The sequence below is a fragment of the Nocardia jiangxiensis NBRC 101359 genome (genome assembly GCF_000308615.1).
GTDB classification, from domain to species: domain Bacteria; phylum Actinomycetota; class Actinomycetes; order Mycobacteriales; family Mycobacteriaceae; genus Nocardia; species Nocardia jiangxiensis.
This window is the reverse complement of the sequence record NZ_BAGB01000047.1, coordinates 207,396-226,556: the sequence shown is the minus strand read 5'-3', so window position 1 is coordinate 226,556 and position 19,161 is coordinate 207,396. Positions and strand designations below refer to the sequence as shown.

Here is a 19,161-nt window from a genome sequence, read left to right as displayed (position 1 = left end):
CCCGATGAAAGTGACTGTCGATCAAGTCAAATGCATCGCGGCCGGGCACTGCGTCATGCACGCGGGCGCGGTGTTCGATCAGCGCGACGAGGACGGCATCGTCATCCTGCTCGACGAGAACCCGCCCGCCGAGTTCGCCGACGACGTTCGGCACGCGGCGGCGATGTGTCCCGCGATGGCCATCCAGATCGAGGAATGAACCGACATCCTGCGGTTCGTCCCGCAGCCAATCATCAGGAGTGAGAAGTGTCCGAAGCGTTGACCGACGAGACCACCGCGACGACGGAGGTTCCCGAGTACCCGATGTTGCGGTCGTCCGGATGCCCGTTCGCGCCCCCGCCCGAGGCGACCCGGCTGGGCCGGGACAAACCGCTGAACCGGGTGCGGATCTGGGACGGCAGCACGCCCTGGCTGGTGACCGGGCTTGCCGAATTCAAGGCACTGATGTCCGATCCGCGGGTCAGCGTGGACGACCACGTCGCCGGATTCCCGCACTGGAACGAGGGTATGGCCGCGATGGTCGAGACCCGGCCGAAATCCCTGTTCACCACCGACGGCGAGGAGCACAGCCGGTACCGCCGGATGCTCACCAAACCGTTCACCTTCAAGCGGGTCGAGGCGCTGCGCCCGGCGATCCAGCAGATCACCGACGATCACATCGATAAGCTGCTGGCCGGTCCGCAGCCCGCGGATCTGGTTGCGGGACTGGCGCTTCCGGTGCCGACGCTGATGATCAGCGAGATGCTCGGCGTGCCGTACGAGGATCACGAGTTCTTCCAGCAGCAAGCCGTCACCAGCGTCGACCGCTTCGCCACCAAGGAACAGGCCGAGAAGAGCCGAATGGGCCTGGCGCGCTACCTGATCGATCTGGTCAAGAAGAAGCTGGACGAGCCCGCCGAGGATCTGGTCTCCGATATCGCCGAGCGCGTGCGCGCCGGGGAGATCGATATGAAGGAGGCCTCGCAGCTGGGCACCGGCGTGCTCATCGCCGGACATGAGACCAGCTCGAACATGATCTCGCTGGGAGCCCTTGCGCTGCTGCAGAATCCGGACCAGTTCGCGCTGCTGCGCGATACCGACGATCCCAAGGTGGTCGCCAACGCGGTCGAGGAGCTGATGCGCTATCTGAGCGTCATCCAGAACGGTCAGCGGCGAGTTGCGTTGGCGGACATCGAGATCGCGGGGGAGACCGTGTACGCGGGTGACGGGTTGATCCTGGATCTGGCCCCGGCGAACTGGGACGAGAAAGCCTGGGAGCAGCCGGACAAGCTGGATCTGACCCGTCCCGCGGCGCAGCACGTGGGCTTCGGCTTCGGCCCGCACCAGTGCGTCGGGCAGCAGCTCGCGCGCGCGGAGTTGCAGATCGTCTTCCAGACGCTGGTGCGCCGGATTCCCACACTGCGCCTGGCGGTTCCGTTCGACCAGGTCGAATTCAAGCACGATCGGCTCGCCTACGGGATCTATGAGTTGCCCGTGGCCTGGTAGCGCCCGGTTCTCGGACCGTTCTACCGCTCATCCCGCCCCCGCCCTCGGTGCCAGCCCGGGGCGGGGGCGGGCTGAGTTCTGCCCGGATATCGCGGAGAATGAGACTCTCGAGATGTGAGAAGATCAGTTGCAACAATGTACTGTCACATTTACACTGAGTAGTACTTTTTCCGAAGACTCGGTCCCGGTGAAGCCCGCCCGCACCGAGCACGATGACTTTTCTGCGAGAGGTGAACCTCTGTGACCACCAGCGCGGCCAGTGACGTCTACTACGACCCCTACGATGTGCGGCTCAACGCGGACCCCTATCCGATGTTCAAGCGGCTGCGCGAGGAAGAGCCGCTCTACTACAACGAGCAGCACGACTTCTACGCGCTGAGCCGGTTCGAGGACGTCAACGCGGCGTTGCTGGACCACGGCACCTACAGCTCGGCCAAGGGTGCGATCATCGAGCTGATCAAGGCCGACATCCCGATCCCGCCGGGCGTGCTGATCTTCGAGGATCCGCCGATCCACGACATCCACCGGAAGTTGTTGTCGCGCATGTTCACTCCGCGCAAGATCCGGGAGCTCGAGGACATGATCCGCGAATTCTGCACGCACAGCCTGGATCCGCACGTGGGCACCGGCAAGCTGGATTTCATCGCCGATATCGGCGCGCAGATGCCGATGCGCGTGATCGGCATGCTGCTGGGCATTCCGGAGCAGGACCAGGAGGCCATCCGCGACTTCGCGAACGAGCAGATGCGCACCGAGGAGGGCAAGCCGATGAAGGCCGCCTCCGAGGGGATGGACGGCGGCGACATCTTCGGCGCGTACATCGACTGGCGGGTCGAGCACCCCTCCGACGACATCATGACCGAGCTGCTGAACGTCGAATTCGCCGACGAGACCGGCACCGTGCGACGGTTGACCCGCGAAGAGTTGCTGACCTACGTCAATGTCGTGTCCGGCGCGGGCAACGAGACCACCACGCGGCTGATCGGTTGGGCCGGAAAGGTTCTCGCCGAACATCCCGATCAGCGCCGGCAGTTGGTCCAGGATCCGAAACTGATTCCGAACGCCGTGGAGGAACTGCTGCGTTTCGAGACGCCCGCACCGCATGTCGCGCGGCACGTCACCCGCGACGTCGAGCTGTACGGTCGCACGGTCCCGCAGGGCAGCGCGATGATGCTGCTGATCGGTGCGGCCAACCGCGACCACCGCCACTTCGCCCCCGACGGCGACGTCTTCGACATCCACCGCGACACCCGCCAACATCTCACCTTCAGCGTCGGCACCCACTACTGCCTCGGCTCGGCCCTGGCCCGCCTCGAGGGCCGAATCGCGTTGGAGGAGATCCTGAAGCGCTTCCCGGAGTGGGAGGTCGATCTGTCCTCGGCCAAACTCTCGCCCACCTCGACCGTGCGCGGTTGGGAGACGTTGCCCGCGATCACGCGCTGAGCCGATCAGCCGCGGCGAGCGAACCGTTCGCCTCGCCGCGCAGCGCGCCACCATCGATGTCCGGTGTCGACGGCACGGCGGATCCGGCGCACCGCGGGTACCTGTGTGAGCAGGTGTCGCTGGTACTGCCACGGCATCTGCAACCCGTGCCGAACCGCCATCGCATAGGCGAACCGCACGGCGCTGCGGTCGAGATAACGATCGGCGTTCTCGTACCAGATCATGCTGGTGCGGGCGGCGGCCTGGATCGGACGCAGTGCTGCGCGCCGCTGCGCGTCGTAGTTCTCCAGCGCGTCGGCGACCTTGTCGTGCTGGTACAGGTTCTGCGCGAGCGCGACGGCGTCGATGATCGCCAACCGGGTGCCCGATCCGATCGTGAAGTGCGTCGTGTGCGCCGCATCGCCGAGCAGCACGACGTTGTCGTGATACCAGCTCTTGTTGGTTACCTCGGGAAAGCGGCTCCACCTTGCGAATTCGTCTCGCGTGTTGCTGATCAGCGAGTGACCGTCCAGACGGCGCGCGAAGATGTTCTCCAGAGCACGCAGGTTTTCCAGGTTGTCCAGCGAATCGAAACCCAGTCCCTGCCAGGTCCGTGGTTGACACTCGACGATGCAGGTGCTGATCTTCCCGGCGATCGACGGGTAGGCGTGGAACCAGATCCAGCCGGCCGAGGTGTGTTCGAAGGCGAAGGTGAACCGGGTGAAAACCTTGTTCGTACCGAGCCAGATGTATCGATTCTCGCCGAGCCTGACGGACGTGCCGAATCGGTGGTCACCGAGCTGTCGCACCCGGCTGTTCGCACCGTCGGCGGCGACGACGAGATCGAAGTCCTCGAAGCCGGACAGATCGTGGATCTCGCGGCCGTGCTGGACATCGACGCCCAGATCGCCCGCCCGCCGGGAAAGGACGTCCAGCAGCGCCGCGCGTCCCATGCTGAATCCGTAGCCCCCGAAATGCGCAATCTCGTTGTCGTGCACATGGATTTCCTGGTCACGCCACAGGACGGACCCGGCCCGCACCGCCTCGGCGCTGTCGGGGTCGTTCCGAAACAGAATGTCGAGCAGGTCGTCCCAGTACACGACGCCCCAGCCGTAGGTGGATCCGAGGGGATTGCGGTCGATCACCGTGATGTCATGAGCCGGGTCGCGCCGCTTCATCGAAATGGCGAAGTACAACCCGGCCGGCCCGCCACCGATACACACGATCTTCATCTCGCCACCAGTTGGTCGAATCTGGCTGCACAGGAACGGTATTCGATGCGACCGAGCCCGGCACGCGGTGCGTGCCGGGCTCGATCACCGGCGCTAGAAGCTGCCCCAGCCACCCCATCCGGGTAGGTTCCACCAGCCGGGATTCCATCCCCAGCCGCCGCCGTTACCCCAGCCACCCCCGTGACCCCAGCCGCCGCCACCCCAGCCGCCGCCGTGGCCCCAACCACCACCACCCCAACCCCCGCCGTGACCCCCGCCACCACCACCCCAGCCCCCGCCGTGCCCCCAACCGCCGCCGTGACCCCCGCCAACGTCGCCGGCGAGTTGGGTCGTGGACGTCGGTGTCGCCGCCTGCGCGCTGGACGCCTGCGCCGCGGTTGCGACGACCGGAACAGCGGCAAGTGCGGCAATACCGGCGGCGGCCGCGAACCTGATGAACTTCCTGTGCGAATTCTTTCTCTCGATCATGATGGGCTCCAGATACAGTCCCGACCTGCCCGAATTCTACGCGACTCCGCCGAACTGCAGGAATTTTCGCGTTAACCCCGCTATAATGCGCGCCGCCTCAGATGGGCTGCGGACGGCGGCGGCTCCGTCCCCGGCCACCGGCGCTCACGGGCGCGCCGGGGTCGATGCGCTGCCGGGTGCGCGGGCCGAATGCGGCGAGCACGATGGCGCCGACCATCCAGGTGGCGGCGATGAAGAAGAACACCGATCGGTAACCGCTCCAGGTGTAGAGGTGGGCGATGATCAGCGGACCGGCGGCGTTGGACAATCGGCCCAATCCGTAGGAGACGCCGGTGCCCAGCGAGCGGGTGCGCGTGTCGAACAGTTCCGGGGAGTAGGCGTAACCGAGTGCGGTGTAACCACGTTCGAACAGGTTCACCAGGAAGCCGAAGGTGACGATCATCAACGGGGTGAAGGTGAGCCCGTACAGCAGGCCGCAGACGGCGATGACGGTGCCGAAGGCCACCAGGCACCACTTGCGTTCGAACCGGTCGGTGACCAGCGCGGCCAGATACGACCCCAGCGGCGCGCCGACCGTGGACAGCGCCACGTACAACGTCGAACTCTGCACGCTGAACCCCTCCTTCGCCAGCAGCGAAGGCGCCCAGGTGGAATAGCCGAAGAAGCCGATCGACTGGGTCACCCACAGCATGGTCAGCAGCAGCGTGGGTAGCAGATACTTGCGCTGCAGCAGCAGCGAGAGCGGTGCCCGCGTCGCAGGCTCCGCATCGACGGGCGGCGCGGGTTCGGGGAGCGGGCCGCGTTCTGCGCTCACGCGGGCCTCGATCTCGCGCAGCACCGCGTCCGCGGCGGCGTGGTCGCCCCGATTCTCCTGCCACACCGGCGATTCGGTGAGATACCGGGCGAGGAACAGCACGACCAGTCCGAGCGCGCCCCACAAATACACCAGCCGCCACGACCAGGGCGCGAGGCCGACCACCCCGCTGGCGATGAAATTGGTGACCGGTGTGCCGCAGATGCCGATCACGATGGCGTACGCCTGGTACTTGCCGCGCACGGCCGCCGGGAAGATCTCGCTGACATAGATGACGGCGACCACCGTCATCGCCGAGAGTCCCGCCGAGGTCAGGACTCGAAATACCCCGAGCGACACGATATCCCACGAGAATACGGCGGCCAGGGAGAACACCGAGAACGCGAGCGTCGTCCACAGCAGCGCCTTCTTGCGGCCCCAGCGGTCGGCGATCCATCCGGCGGCCAGCGAACCGATGAACATGCCCACGAAGGACAGCGAGGTGACGTACGCGATCTCGTTGACGCTCACCTTCCACAGCTTGATCAGCCGCGGTGCGGTGATGGCGAAGCTGTTGATGTCCGCGAATTCGAAGAAGTAGGCGATCGCAACCGCGGCCAGGGTGAGGTAATGGAACCGGGAGATCGGAAGCCGGTCCAGCCGGTTGGACGCATTGCAGCGCTGCATTGGGCGATCCTTGTCGAGCAGGGAAGTGGAAATCGGTTGTGGTTCAGGACTTCTCGTCGGGCCAGTACAACCGCATCGGATTGCCGACGAGCAGCTTGCGCTGCAGTTCCGCCGTCGTGGCGATATGCGGGATGTGATCGACCAGCAGCCCGTCGTCGGGCATGTGATCGGTGAGGTTCGGGTGTGGCCAGTCGGTGCCCCACAGCACCTGGTCCGGGAATTCCTCGACGACCCGGCGCGCGAAGGGCACCACGTCGGTGTACGCGTTGCGCTCGCCGTCCAGGGCGACCGGGCCGGTCACCGAAAGTCGTTCGGGGCAGCTGACTTTCACCCACGCTCCGGTGCGCTCGGTGAAGCGCAGGAAGCGCGAGAACTCCGGCCCGTCCACCGGTCGGCCGACATCCGGGCGGCCCATGTGATCGACCACCAGCGTGGTGGGCAGAGTGGCGAAGAAGTCTTCCAGCTCGGGCAGATCCGCAGCCTCGAAGTAGATCACGATGTGCCAGCCGAGCGGGGCGATCTTCGCGGCGATCGCGGCCAGGTCGTCCTTCGGGGCCGCGTCGGCGAGGCGTTTGAGGAAGTTGAACCGCACCCCGCGCACACCGGCCTCGTCCAGCGCTCGCAGTTCGGTGTCGGTCACGTCGGGGCGCACGGTGGCGATGCCCCGCGCCCGGCCGCCGGCGGCCCGCACCGCATGGACCATGGCCCGGTTGTCGGCGCCGTGGCAGGTCGCCTGGACGATGACGTTGCGAGCCAGGCCGAGATGGTCGCGCAGCGCGAACAGCTGTTCCTCGGACGCGTCACACGGGGTGTATTTGCGTTCCGGGGCGTACGGGAACCGGTCGCCGGGCCCGAAGACGTGGCAGTGCGCGTCGACCGCGCCGGCGGGCAGCTGGAAGGCCGGTGTCGTGGGGTCCGCATACCAGTCCAGCCAGCCCGCGGACTTGGTGAATCGGGTGTGAGCGTCAGCGGTCATGAAGCAAACATAATCGTTGACAAGATTGTTGACAATAATTCCGGAAATCTTTGTTCCAGCCGTCGAGCATCAGCGGGCGCTGTCAGGCGGCTCGGGCTGCGACAATGTGGGTGGTGTGTCGAGTTTCCAGACGGTGCCGGTGTTCGCCGCGGTGGGGCGGTAGCTGACAGCGGTCAGAGCCGGTGCGAGGGCGGTGGATCACCCACGCCTGCTGTTCCTGTAACTGTCACAAGCCGACAACGGAGGTGGGAAACGATGGGTACGGTGGTGCATCACAGGTACGCGACGGTCCGCGGGCATCGGCTCTTCTACCGCGAAGCGGGGTCGGCGGACCTGCCGACAATCGTTCTGCTGCACGGCTTTCCGACCAGTTCTTTCATGTTCCGCAATCTGATTCCGCAACTCGCGGGCTACCGGGTCATCGCGCCGGACCATCTGGGGTTCGGGCTCTCGGATGCACCCACGGTCGAGGAGTTCGACTACAGTTTCGACGCGCTGGCGGAGCTGACCCACGGGCTGCTCGAACAGCTGGATGTGCAGCGATACGCCATGGTCGTGCACGATTACGGCGCGCCGATCGGCTGGCGGCTGGCGATCGCGAACCCCGAATCGGTGGTCGCGGTGATCAGTCAGAACGGGAACGGTTACGACGAAGGCTTCGTCCCGAGCGGCTGGGCGCCCATCTGGGCCTACCAACGCGATCCGAGCAGCGAGAACGAGGCGACGTTGCGCGGGGTGTTCACGCTGGCGGCGATTCGCGGTCAGTACGTGACCGGCGTCGCGGATGAGAGCGTCCTGAGCCCGGACACCTGGACACTGGACCACGCCTATCTGTCGCGTCCCGGCAACGCCGAGGTCCAGCTGAAGCTGTTCGCGGACTACGTCACGAACCCGCCGCTGTATCCCGCACTGCACCAATGGCTTCGAGACAATCAGGTGCCGGTGTTGGCGACGTGGGGCAAAGGCGACCCGTTCTTCGGCCCCGAGGGCGCTCGGGCCTTCGCCCGCGACACCGACAAGGCCGAAATCCACGTGATGGAGGGCGGCCACTTCCTCCTGGAGAGCGCGTGCGACGAGGTCGCGGCGCTGATCCGGGAATTCCTTGTGAAGTATCTGCCCGCGGCCTGAGCCGCGACTCATCGACCATCGGATCGGCGTCGTCGGGGGCACCCTCCACCTCGCCCGGACCGTGAGTTCTCGCGCGTCGACGGTGATCTCGGCGCGGACTGCCGACGTGGTGACCACGGCGGCAGGTCCGCGGTCGGATTTCGCGGGTGTCGTCCGACCGTGCCGCCACACCGGCCTACTTGGCCGCCAGCTCCCCGGCTCGTGCCGCCTGCTCCTGGGCCTGCGCCCGATACAGTCGGCGCAACCGCAAGACGCCCAGGTCGTGCTGATAGAGGTTCTCGGCCTGGTCGGCATCGGAAGCCATGTGCTCGAGCATGACGCGATCCTGTTCGAGCACATGCCAATGCCGCTCCTCGAGCTTGGTGCGATACAGGAACTGCCACACGTCCCGCTCCCAGCCGGTGACCCTGCGGTAGCGCCAGAAGAAGACCGCGGTACGCCGCTCGTCGATCGGCGTACCGATGCCGACGATGCCGAACTGACCACCCGGCCCCGCGGTCGGCGGGTAGGGGATCTCGAGGTCGACCCAGTCGATTCCGGTGCGGCAGAACTCGACCCAGTCGAAGTTGACGCCGCGCTGGTCCGTCTTCTCGAAGAAGAAGCCGCGGTCGGTCTCGCGGATGCGGAAACGTGCGGTGGTCCCGCCCGCGAACATGGTGTGCGAGTCGCGGTGCAGGAACGCGCCGTGCATCGGGTCGAGCAGATTCTCCATGGCCCAGCGCCACGGCGACTCCCATTCGGCGTAGCACAGGAACGCGGCGGTGTCCTCGTCCACGAGCGGGCCGGGCAGCTCGAGCGGGCCGGGTTCGGCGGCCGGGTCGATGCCGACCCAGGCCAGGATCGCGCCCGCGACCTCACGCACGGGCAGGCTGCGGACGAGCTGCTTACCCTCGAGGTTGCAGCCGGGCATACCGGGCACCGACACCACGGTTCCATCGCCGTCGACCTCGATGCCGTGGTAGCGGCAGGCGATCCGGTCGCCGAGGTGCTGGCCCAGCGACAGCGGCGCGCCGCGGTGCGGGCACCGGTCGGCGAGCATGCGCACGGTGCCGTCGGACTGCCGGTACAGCAGCCAGTTCTCGCCGAGGCGGGTGATGCGCTTCATGCCGCCGCGCTCGACGAAGTCCGACGGGCAGATGGCGTGCCACTGGTCGCGCATGCCGGTGGTGAAGATCCGGTCGGCGGTCAGTGTGGTGGTGGGGGATTCGTTCATCAGCGGGCTCCCAGCCGTGCGATTTCGGTGGTGAAGGATTCGGCGGTCCACGCCTGGCCGTCGGGCGCGTAGATGCTGCGGCCGTTGAGGCCGGCCACCAGGGCGTCGAGGGTGTGGCTGCCGCCGCCGAAGACTTCTTCGATGGCCCCGGCCAGCTTCATTTCGTACGGTGTGGGTTCGCCGGTGCGAGCCTGGTGGATGAGCAGGTACTGGTCGTTCATTCGATTCTCCTAGAGGTCGAGCACGAGCTCGTCGGTGAGCGCCCGGGAGACGCAGATCATCATGGTTTTCCCGGCCGCCTGTTCGGCGCTGGACAACACATCGTCGCGATGGTCCGGAATGCCTTGCAGCACAGTGGTTTCGCAGCTGCCGCAGATGCCCTCGCGGCAGGAACTGGGCACCTCGACACCGGCATCTTCGAGGGTGTCGAGGATGCTGCACCCCGGGGCGGCGGTGGCGGTGACGCCGGAACGTCGGCACACCACCCGCACCGGCTGCTCGCCCGCGGCGTCGTCCGGGGTGGACCGAGTAGTGGGTGCGAAACGCTCCAGGCGGACCGTACCCTCGGGCCAGGCCGAGCCGAACTGCTCGACGGCGGTCAGCATACCCTCCGGTCCGCAACTGTAAACCAGTGTGCTGGAACGTGATTCGCCGAGCAGCCCGGGTAGGTCGAGTCTGCCCTCGCGGTCCTCGCTGAGGATGTGCACGCGCTCGCCGTGCGGCCGGAGCTCGTCGAGGAAGGCGAGCGCGGCGCGGGTGCGTCCGCCGTAGTGCAGTTCCCAGTCCGCGCCGCGCCGCTGTGCCTCGCCGATCATGCCGAGCAGCGGCGTGATGCCGATACCGCCGGCGAGGAACAGGTAGTTCGGCGCGTCGAGCATCTCGAAGTTGTTGCGCGGCAAGCTGATTGTTATCGGCTGGCCGGGCCGCAGGTTCTCGTGCACATAGCGGGAGCCGCCTCGGGAGGCGGGGGCGAGATGTACGGCGATGCGGTATCCGGTTTTGTCGGCGGGGTCGCCGCAGAGGGAGTACTGCCTGATCAGACCGTTGGCCAGGTGCAGATCGATGTGTGCGCCCGGGGTCCAGCCGGGGAGGGTCTCGCCGTCGGCGTCTTCCAGCCGGACGGATACGACATCGCGCGCCTCCCAGCGCAGCTGGCGCACTACCAGCTCGAGGGTTTCGAGTCCCATACCGGTGACCTCTTCCCGCGTCCCCATCAGGACTCCGTCGGCACCGACACCGGCGGCGTGAACGCCGTCCGCATCGGCCCGTACGCCACCAGATCGACCTCGACGATCACGGGCGCTTGCAGGCTCGCGCCCTCCGCCAGCACTGCGACCGCCTGATCCGCGCTCTCGATGCGGCGGTACGGAACCCCGATCGACTCCGCGAGCAGCGCGAAGTCCGGATTCACCAGATCCACCGCGTACGTATGAGTCCCATTGGCCCGCTGCATATTTCGCAGCACCCCGTAACCGCCGTCGTTGCACACGAGCAGTACCAGCCACGGCTTCTCCTGCGCCATGGTCAGGATCTCGCCGAAGTGCACCGCCAGCCCGCCGTCGCCGCACAACGCCAATGTCGGGCGGGTCTCGTCGGCCAGCGCCGCGCCGAGCGCCATGCCCAGGCCCTGCCCGATACCGCCACCGCGCGGGAACACATTGGCGCGCGGGTCGTAGATCGGCAGCAGCCGGTTGCCCCACGAACTGGACGCGATGGTGACGTCCCGGGCGATCACCGCGTCCCGAGGGAGCGCGGCGCGCACGGCGTCGGACAGTAGGGCGTGGTCGCCGAGTCCGTGCCGCTGCGCTGCCCGTACTCGTTCGCGGGTCGTGCGAGCGCGTTCGGTCCATTCGGCGTCGGCGGGCGTGAGGCGGCCGGATTCGATGACAGCGTGCAGGAATTCGCCGATGTCGCCGGTCACCGGCACGGTCGCCGGGTACACCCGGCCGTTGGCCGCCGGATCGAGATCCACCTGCACGTGCACGGCGGGCACCGGCATGCTGTAGTCGCCGGTCTCGTTGGAACGGAAATGCGTTCCGAGGGAGAGCAACAGGTCGGCCTCGCCGAGCAACTCCCTGCCCGCGGGCGAGGTGCCGTAGTTGCCGATGCACAACGGGTGATCCTCGGGAACCGCGCCGCGGCCCGAGTTGCTGGTCAGCAGCGGCACGCCCCAGTGTTCGACCAGCGCAAGCAGTTCCGCGCCCGCGCGGGCGACACCGCCGCCGGCCCAGACCACCGGTCGTCGCGCGGCCGCCAGCGCCGCGAGCGCGGCCTCGAGGTGTCCGGCGTCCGGACCGGGGGCTTGCGGGACAACCAGTTCCTCGGCGGTGATCTCCTGCTCGGCGTATTGCAGGTCGATCGGCCATTCGACACTGACCGGACCGCCCGGCCGCGACAGCGCCCGCACGACCCCGTCCCGCAGCGTCTTACCTGCCGTTGCGGAGTCGAGAATCGTTGCGGCATAGGCCGACACGGCCTGCAACATGCCGAGCTGATCCTTGGTCTCGTGGATGAATCCCCGGCCCGATCCCAGGTATCGGCTCTCCACCTGACCGGTCACATGCAGCACCGATGTTCCCGCGGAAAGGGATTCGACCAGCGCCCCCGCCGCATTGCCCGCACCGGTGCCGGTGCTGGTGAGCGCGCAGCCCAATCCACCGCTCGCACGGGCGTATCCGTCCGCGGCGTTGACCGCCGTGGCCTCGTGGCGCACCGGCACGAACCGCAGTTCCCGCGCGACCGCCTCCACCAGCGGCTGATTGTGTACGGACACGATGCCGAAGACGGTGTCCACACCGGCCTCTCGCAACACCTGCACCAGCAGGTCTCCACCATTTCGGCGCACTGTTCGGGCTCCTCTCACATGTACCGGGCGACGCCGCCACAGACGTCGAGAACAGCGCCGGTCACATAGGACGAGCGCGGGGACAACAGGGTGACGATCATGGCCGCGACCTCCTCGGCGTGGCCGAACCGGCCCAGGCCGATGCCGCGGTCGGCGGCGATCTCCGCCTCCCATTCGGCGAAAGTCGCAGTGCCACCGGACTCTTCGTAACGTCGGCGCCACTGGCCGGTGTCCACCAACCCGAGCGCGACCGTGTTCACCCGGATACCTTCGGGCGCGAATTCGATCGACATCGATTTGGTGAGATTCAGCAGTCCGGCGCGGGCGGCGCCGGTGGTCACCAGCCGGGGTTCGGGCTGCCGGGCCAGAACGGCGTTGATGTTGACGATGGCGGGCACGGGGGAGCGGCGCAGCAGCGGCAGTGCGGCCTCCACGGTGTTGAGCACACTGGCGAACTTGAGGTCGAGTTCGTCGCGCCAATCATCGAGTCCCGCTCGGGCTCTCGGGACCATCCGCGATTTCCCGGCATTGTTGACCACACCGTCCAGCCCACCGAAACGTTCGGCTCCGGCCTCGACCAGGGCGTCGACCGCGGCGGTGTCCCGCACGTCGCAGGCGGCGGCGTACACGCGCTCGGCGCCGGGCAGCGCACCGACGACCGCACGCAGCCGCTCGACGTCACGGGCGCAGGTGACGACGTTCGCACCCTCCTCCAGCAGCAGCGCGACCGTGGCCGCGCCCACCCCGGAACTACCGCCGGTCACCAGATAGGTGCGGCCACCGATGTTCAGATCCATTGTGTCCGTATTCCTTCCGTGCCGTCAGTGCAGGACGAATCCGCCGTCGACGACCAGTTCCTGGCCGGTGATGTACCCGGCCTCCGGGCCGAGCAGGAAGGCGACCGCGCCGACCAGATCGGCGGGTTGCTGTGGCCGGTCCAACGCCCGGTTCAGCCGGTACAGTTCGTGCCGGTCCGCGGGCACGAACGCGGCGGACTCGCTCTCGGTCAGCCCCGGCGACACCGTGTTGACGGTGATGCCGTGTGGTCCGAGGTCGCGGGCCGCGGTGCGGGTCAGCGCGGCCACCCCGCCCTTGGCGGCGATGTAGTGGGTCAGGCGCGGCGATCCGTACCGGGCCGCATCCGAGCCGATCGATACGATCCGCCCGCCCGCACCGGCGGCGATGAGCGCCCGTGCCGCGCCACGCGTCACCAGGAAGGTGCCGCGCAGGTTGACCCCGACCACCCGGTCCCAGTCGGCGGCCGAGAGTTCGTGAATTGCCTTGCCGCCCACGCCATCCGCGAGCGCGGCGTTGTTGACCACGCCGTACAGCGGTCCGGCGGCGGCGATGGTCGCGAACATCGCGTCCACCGATTCCTCGTCGAGCAGATCGACCGGGACGAACCGCGCGTCCGCGCCCGCGGCGCGCAGTTCGGCGGCGGCATCCTCGCCCCAGTCCGTGCGCACATCCGCCAGCCACAGGGTGGCGTGGTCGGCGGAGAGCCGGGTCGCGATCGCCCGGCCCAGGCCGCGACCGGCCCCGGTGATCAGAATCGTCCTGCCCGCCAACATCAGTCGCGCGTGATTCCGTGCATCGCCGAGGTCTCCGGGTAGGTGGGGACCTGGGGCTTGCGGGTGCCGATGATGACGCAGAACAGCGCGGTGGCCTCGCCGTTGTTCTTCAGGCTGCGCGGCACGCCGGCGGGTACCACGATCATGTCGCGGTAACCGAGGGTGCGCGTCTCGACCTTGCCGTCGCGGTGCACGCCGACCTCGATCTCACCCTCGAGCACGAAGAACGCCTCCTCGGCGTCGTGATGGGTGTGCTCGGGACCTTCGGCGCCCGGGGGCAGCATCATATTGGAGAAGGTGAAGCCCTCCGAGGCGATGATGCGCTGGTCGTCGTCGTGGTTACCGGTCGCGCCGGAGCCGACGTAGCGGATCTGGGCGCGACGGAACCGGTCTCCGGCCTTGGCCTGGAAGCCCAGGGCGTCCCAGTCCTCGTGCCGGCTGGCGCGGGTCAGCACCAGCGAATCGGTGAACTCGGCCAGGTCCGATGTCGTGTAATCCATGATGAATCTCCTTGTTGTTCTAGCGGTTCCGCAACCGCTCGGTGATGTGGACGAAGGATTCGACCCAGGCGTCGAACGCCTCGGACCGCTCCTGATTGGCCAGATGTCCGGCCCCGCGCAGGGTGACGAACACCGCGTCCGGGATCCCGCCCGCCAGTACCTGACCGGCCGCGATCCCGGTGACGCCGTCCTGGTCGCCGCTCAGCACGAGGGTGGGCACATCGACGTCCGGCAGGTCGGCGGTGTGGTCGGTGGCGGCCATGGATTCGGCCGCGGCGCGATACCCGTCCGGGCGGACGGCGGCGGCCATGGCGGCGGCGACGGCGGCGACATCCTGCGGATCCGCCTGCGGTGACAGTAGTTTCGGTGCGCGCGCGGCGGCGAACCGCGTGGCGCCGACGGCATCGAGTTCGTCGGCTCGGGCGCGCATCGCCGTCGCGGCCGAGGGGTCGGCGCCCGAGCCGACGGTGGAGCTGCCCAGGATCAAGCTGCGCAGCAGTTCGGGGTGTCGCAACGCCAGGCGGGTCGCGATGACCCCGCCCCAGGACATGCCGAGCACATGGGCGGTGCCGCAGCGGTCGGCGATCAGCTCGGCCACGCGGTCGGCGTAATCGTCCAGGGTGCACGGTGTTTCGGGCGTGGCGCTGCGCGCGTAGCCTGGTGCGTCCCAGGCCAGGACGTGCAGGCGGTCGGCCCAGTCGGCGAACTGTGCGGCGAAAGTGTCGGCGCTGCCGCCGATTCCGTGCAGCAGCACGATGGGCGGGGCGTCGAGCGGCCCCAGTTCGGTGACATGCAGATCGGCCATGGCTCAGTACTTTCCGGCGGCGGCGACGCGGACGTCCGTGCCGATCTCGGTGGCCTCGACCGCGCCGGGAATCTGCTCGCGCAGTTCCGGAAAGCGTTCGAACGCACCGGGATCCGCGATCCCCGCCATGTGGGTGCGGGTCTGCTGCGAGGGCGGCCCGGCGGTTCCCCAGGTGTCGGAGAGTTCCGGAATGCGCCGCCACACCCGGCACAGCCAGCGGTCCTCGTCGACCTGCGCGATACCGCTGGTGTATTCACAGACCAGCCCGGCCGGATCGGCGAAGTAGGAGAAGGTGTTGTCGCCGGGACCGTGCCGCCCCGGACCCCACAGCGGGGTGATGCCGCTGTGCCGCAGCCGCCCGATGCCGCGCATGAAGTGGTCGACGCTGGGCATCTCGTAGGCGACATGGTTGACCGAGGTCCAGCCGGCCTGGTTGAAGGCGATGCTGTGGTGGTCGGAATTGCAACGCAGGAAAGCCATCTGGTGTTCGGACCAGTCCGAGACCCGCATGCCGAGCACCGAGGTGTAGAAGGCGACGGCGGCATCGATGTCGACGGTGTTGAGCACCACGTGGGTGACGCCGACCGGGACCGCGTCGTGGCGGCCGAGTTCGGCGACGGCGTAGGTGCCGGTGAGCAGTTCGATGACCCGGCCCTCGATATCGGCGAACCGGAGGCCGTAGCCGCCGCCGGCGTCCGCCACGGGGCCGGGGCCCTCGAGTATCGGGATGCCGAGCTGTTCGAGGCGGCGCGCGGCGGCGTCGACGTCGGCAGGGGTGGACACGGCGAAACTTATGCGGCCCAACCCGTTTCGCTCGGCCGCGGTGAGCTGCAGGACGTGATGCTGCGGGCCGCTGCCGCGCAGCCAGGCGACGTCGTTGCCCTGCTCGACAGTTCGCAGGCCCCAGATCTCGGTGTAGAAGTCCACGGATTCGGGGCAGGCGACGGTCCGCAGTTCCACCGAGCGTAGTGCCCGCAGCCGGGCGATCGGCTCGTTCATGGGAATGCCTCCAGATTGTTTTGGCGGTAAATAACTTAGCGCTAAGTTATATGGGCGGCAAGCCCCCGAAGCGAATTGGTTCCGGTTCGGCCGGACCCGGCTCGCGACGGGGAGGTCAGCTCTCCGCCCAGGCGATCGGCGCCTCGTCCATGCCCAGATAGATACTCTTCTGCCGGGAATAGGCGCGAATTCCCGTGCGGCCCTTCTCCACCGACAATCCGCTCTCCTTGACTCCGCCGAACGGCGTGGAAATGCTGAACTGCTTGTAGGTGTTGATCCACACCGTGCCGGTGTGCAGCGCGCGCGCCAGCCGCCAGGCCCGCCGGTAGTCCCGGGTCCAGATGCCCGCGGCCAGACCGTAGACGGTGTCGTTCGCCTGCGCGATGAGGTCCGCCTCGCCGTGAAACGGCAACGCCACCAGCACCGGGCCGAAGATCTCCTCCTGGCACACCCGCGCGTCGTTGGCCAGACCGTCGATGACGGTCGGCAGATAGTACGCACCCTCGGCCAGCCGGGGGTCGTCGGGAACCGATCCGCCGCAACGGATTCGGCCACCTTCGGCACGGGCCAGCTCGACGTGCCGGGCAACCGCGTCTCGATGCCGGTGATGCACCAGCGGGCCGACCTGCACGCCGGGCTCGCGGCCGGGGCCAACTCGAAGCGCCTGTGTCCTCGCGACCAACCGGTCCAGGAACTCCTCGTAGATTCCGGCGTCCACGAACAGCCGCGATCCGGCGATGCAACTCTGTCCCGACGAGGAGAAGATGCCGTACAGCACCCCGTTCACGGCCGCCTCGACATCCGCGTCGGCGAGCACGATGGTCGGCGACTTGCCGCCCAGCTCCAGCGATACCGGCATCAGCTTCTCGGCCGCCGCGTGCGCGAGCGTGCGACCGGTGGTGGTGCCGCCGGTGAAGCTCACCTTCCCGACCCCGGGATGTCTGACGATCGCATCGCCGACCACCGATCCTCGGCCGGGCAACACCGACAGCAGTCCCGGTGGTAGCCCGGTCTCGTCGATGATCCGGGCCAGGGCCAGCGACACCAGCGGCGTCCATTCGGCCGGTTTCAGCACCACGGCGTTACCGGCGGCGAGCGCCGGCGCCATCTTCTGCGCGTCACTGGCGATGGGGGAGTTCCACGGCGTGATCGCGCCGACCACGCCGATCGGCTCGTGCACGCTCATCGTCAGGTACGGGCCGCGCGGCGTGGTCAGATCCTCGTCGGAGGTCTCCAGCACGGCCGCGAAATAGCGAAAAGTGTTGGCGGCGCTGGTAACCAGGGCGCTGGTCTCGGTGAGCGTCTTGCCGGTGTTGTAGCTCTGCAACAGTGCCAGGCGCGGGGCCGCCCCCTCAATGGCGGCTCCGATCCGGTGCAGGTAGGTGGCCCGCTGGTGCGGCAGCAGCCCGCGCCAGGCCGGGTCGGCGGCCGCCGCAGCACCGGCGCGCACCGCCGCGTCGACGTCCTCGACGCCTGCGTGCCCGACCCGCTGCAACTCGGATCCGGTCGCCGGATCGATCACGCTGGTCGCGGGGCCCGCGCCGTGCTTCCAGTTGCCCGCGAGCAGGAATTCGTCGGGCACGGGCTCGAATGTCATGTCGGGCAACGTCTTCGGCACGCCGGTCATGCGGTGATCTCCTCCAATGTCTTCTCCTTCGTTTCCGTGGCGAACAGGCCGAAGATCAGGGCGCCGACCAGCGCGATCGCGCCGAAGATGGCGAACAGCGTGTGCAGCGCGCCGTGGTCCAGCAGCCAGCCCACGAGCAGCGGACCCAGTACCATGCCGAGCCGGCCGCAGGCGCCGCCGAACGAGACGCCCAGGGCGCGCATCGAGGTGGGGAAGACCTCGGTGGTGTACAGGTACAGCGCCAGGGTCACCGAGAACACGAAAAGCGATGAGCCCGAACACCACAGCATGACCTTGAAGGCGCTGCCCGTGGCGGTGGCGGCGGTGAGGAACAGCAGCGCGGACGCCAGACCCAGCGCGAAGGCGATGGACAGTCGGCGACCGAGTCCGTCGATGAGCAGCGCGACCAGCACGCAACCGATCACCCCGGCGAAGGTGGTGATGACGCTGTAGTGCAGGCCGGTGGCCAGTGAGACGTGGAATCGCCCGGTGTACAGGGTCGGCAGCCACGAGGTCAGGCCGTAGTTGACGAAAAACGTGGTGAGCCAAGTCGATCCGATGACGGTGGTGCGTCGCAGATACGGACCGCGGAACAGGTCGAGCATGCGCGCGGCCTGCGGTTGGGCGCCGGTCGGCATCGGCACGGGGGCGGGCAGGGTCTTTCCCGACGCCGTGATCTCCTGCTCGATGCGGGTCATGGCGGCATCGGCGTCGGCGATCCGGCCACGCGCGGTGAGCCAGCGCGGCGATTCGGGAAGCTTCAGCAGAATCGGCAGCAGCACGATCGGGAGCAGGCCGGTGACGAACAGCCAGCGGTATCCGGCGTGCGGCACCACCCACGAGGACGCGATCGAGGACAACAGCAGTCCGATCGGGAAGATCGTCTCGTAGAGCAGCACGAACCGGCCGCGGTGCCGGGCCTTGGAGATCTCGCCGATGTAGCAGGTGGCGACGGGAACTTCGGCGCCCAGGCCCAGACCCTGCACGAAGCGGAAGACGACGAACAGCGCGAGCGTACTGCTCAGTGCCATACCCAAGCTCATCAGGGAGTAGAGCAGCATCGCGCCGATGACGACGGGCAGGCGCCCGACCCGGTCGGCGAGCCGTCCGCCCAGGAGGGATCCGATGAGCATGCCGATTCCGCCCGCGGCGATGACCCATCCGCTCGCGGTGGTGGTCAGGTGCCATTGTTTGGCGATCTTCGGCATCGCGTAGGCGATCATGAGCTGGTCGAAGCCGTCGAAGAAGGTGACCGCGCCGACGGCGACGCGGGCCTTGATATGCCATCGACTGATCGGTAGCCGCTCCAGCCGGGCGGCGATGGCAGCGGCGTCTGTTGCGGTTGCGGTTGATGCCATGGAGGTATCTCTCCGATCCTCAGCGAGTCAATCGCTGAGCACTAAATCATTT

At 67.8% G+C, this 19,161-nt stretch carries 19 protein-coding genes; 4 read left to right on the top strand and 15 right to left on the bottom strand.

Annotated elements, in window-relative coordinates; genetic code table 11:
• Positions 1-4 precede the first annotated feature (4 nt).
• From ON40_RS21470 to ON40_RS21460, 3 genes are all read left to right on the top strand, one after another.
• Complete coding sequence (locus tag ON40_RS21470) at positions 5-199, top strand: ferredoxin (RefSeq protein WP_040825442.1); 195 nt, start codon at positions 5-7, stop codon at positions 197-199.
• A gap of 47 nt (positions 200-246) precedes the next feature.
• Positions 247-1,485: a cytochrome P450 gene (locus ON40_RS21465; RefSeq protein WP_040825441.1), complete on the top strand. Its 1,239-nt coding sequence runs from the start codon at positions 247-249 to the stop codon at positions 1,483-1,485.
• 240 nt (positions 1,486-1,725) lie between these two features.
• Positions 1,726-2,928, top strand: a complete 1,203-nt coding sequence (locus ON40_RS21460; protein ID WP_040825439.1) for a cytochrome P450 — start codon at positions 1,726-1,728, stop codon at positions 2,926-2,928.
• Positions 2,929-2,933: 5 nt separating this feature from the next.
• On the opposite strand, the gene ON40_RS21455 is transcribed toward ON40_RS21460, so the two are convergent.
• The 4 genes from ON40_RS21455 to ON40_RS21440 form a co-directional block, all read right to left on the bottom strand.
• Positions 2,934-4,139 (bottom strand): FAD-dependent monooxygenase, encoded by a 1,206-nt coding sequence (locus ON40_RS21455; protein WP_040825438.1) that lies wholly within the window; start codon positions 4,137-4,139, stop codon positions 2,934-2,936.
• Between the two features lie 93 nt (positions 4,140-4,232).
• Positions 4,233-4,607: a hypothetical protein gene (locus tag ON40_RS51980; protein ID WP_157186363.1), complete on the bottom strand. Its 375-nt coding sequence runs from the start codon at positions 4,605-4,607 to the stop codon at positions 4,233-4,235.
• Positions 4,608-4,704: 97 nt separating this feature from the next.
• Complete coding sequence (locus ON40_RS21445; protein ID WP_083895820.1) at positions 4,705-6,087, bottom strand: MFS transporter; 1,383 nt, start codon at positions 6,085-6,087, stop codon at positions 4,705-4,707.
• Between the two features lie 43 nt (positions 6,088-6,130).
• On the bottom strand, positions 6,131-7,063 hold the full coding sequence (locus ON40_RS21440; RefSeq protein WP_040825434.1) for an amidohydrolase family protein: 933 nt from the start codon (positions 7,061-7,063) through the stop codon (positions 6,131-6,133).
• Positions 7,064-7,318: 255 nt separating this feature from the next.
• Between ON40_RS21440 and ON40_RS21435 the strand changes: the two genes are divergently transcribed.
• Positions 7,319-8,191 (top strand): alpha/beta fold hydrolase, encoded by an 873-nt coding sequence (locus ON40_RS21435; protein ID WP_040825433.1) that lies wholly within the window; start codon positions 7,319-7,321, stop codon positions 8,189-8,191.
• Positions 8,192-8,366: 175 nt separating this feature from the next.
• On the opposite strand, the gene ON40_RS21430 is transcribed toward ON40_RS21435, so the two are convergent.
• From ON40_RS21430 to ON40_RS21380, 11 genes are all read right to left on the bottom strand, one after another.
• The gene (locus ON40_RS21430; RefSeq protein ID WP_040825431.1) at positions 8,367-9,404 is read right to left on the bottom strand and encodes a Rieske 2Fe-2S domain-containing protein; all 1,038 of its coding nucleotides are present in this window, start codon (positions 9,402-9,404) and stop codon (positions 8,367-8,369) included.
• Positions 9,404-9,625 carry a recombinase-like helix-turn-helix domain-containing protein gene (locus tag ON40_RS21425; protein ID WP_040825429.1) on the bottom strand — a complete coding sequence of 74 codons (222 nt, stop codon included), beginning with the start codon at positions 9,623-9,625 and terminating at the stop codon, positions 9,404-9,406. The genes ON40_RS21430 and ON40_RS21425 overlap by 1 nt, the downstream gene beginning before the upstream one ends.
• 9 nt (positions 9,626-9,634) lie before the next feature.
• A complete protein-coding gene (locus ON40_RS21420) occupies positions 9,635-10,618 on the bottom strand; it encodes a PDR/VanB family oxidoreductase (RefSeq protein WP_245567918.1) in 984 nt (327 codons plus the stop codon).
• Positions 10,618-12,249 (bottom strand): thiamine pyrophosphate-binding protein, encoded by a 1,632-nt coding sequence (locus tag ON40_RS21415; protein WP_051193377.1) that lies wholly within the window; start codon positions 12,247-12,249, stop codon positions 10,618-10,620. Before ON40_RS21415 ends, ON40_RS21420 begins: the two co-directional genes overlap by 1 nt.
• 14 nt (positions 12,250-12,263) lie before the next feature.
• Complete coding sequence (locus ON40_RS21410) at positions 12,264-13,046, bottom strand: SDR family oxidoreductase (RefSeq protein ID WP_040825427.1); 783 nt, start codon at positions 13,044-13,046, stop codon at positions 12,264-12,266.
• Between the two features lie 24 nt (positions 13,047-13,070).
• Complete coding sequence (locus ON40_RS21405; protein ID WP_083895819.1) at positions 13,071-13,823, bottom strand: SDR family oxidoreductase; 753 nt, start codon at positions 13,821-13,823, stop codon at positions 13,071-13,073.
• Positions 13,820-14,320, bottom strand: a complete 501-nt coding sequence (locus ON40_RS21400; protein ID WP_040825425.1) for a cupin domain-containing protein — start codon at positions 14,318-14,320, stop codon at positions 13,820-13,822. The genes ON40_RS21405 and ON40_RS21400 overlap by 4 nt, the downstream gene beginning before the upstream one ends.
• 19 nt (positions 14,321-14,339) lie before the next feature.
• Positions 14,340-15,125, bottom strand: a complete 786-nt coding sequence (locus tag ON40_RS21395; protein WP_040825423.1) for an alpha/beta fold hydrolase — start codon at positions 15,123-15,125, stop codon at positions 14,340-14,342.
• Between the two features lie 3 nt (positions 15,126-15,128).
• Complete coding sequence (locus ON40_RS21390; RefSeq protein WP_083895818.1) at positions 15,129-16,124, bottom strand: VOC family protein; 996 nt, start codon at positions 16,122-16,124, stop codon at positions 15,129-15,131.
• A gap of 115 nt (positions 16,125-16,239) precedes the next feature.
• The gene (locus ON40_RS21385) at positions 16,240-17,751 is read right to left on the bottom strand and encodes an aldehyde dehydrogenase (protein ID WP_083895817.1); all 1,512 of its coding nucleotides are present in this window, start codon (positions 17,749-17,751) and stop codon (positions 16,240-16,242) included.
• Positions 17,748-19,109: an MFS transporter gene (locus tag ON40_RS21380; RefSeq protein ID WP_040825421.1), complete on the bottom strand. Its 1,362-nt coding sequence runs from the start codon at positions 19,107-19,109 to the stop codon at positions 17,748-17,750. Before ON40_RS21380 ends, ON40_RS21385 begins: the two co-directional genes overlap by 4 nt.
• Positions 19,110-19,161 lie beyond the last annotated feature (52 nt).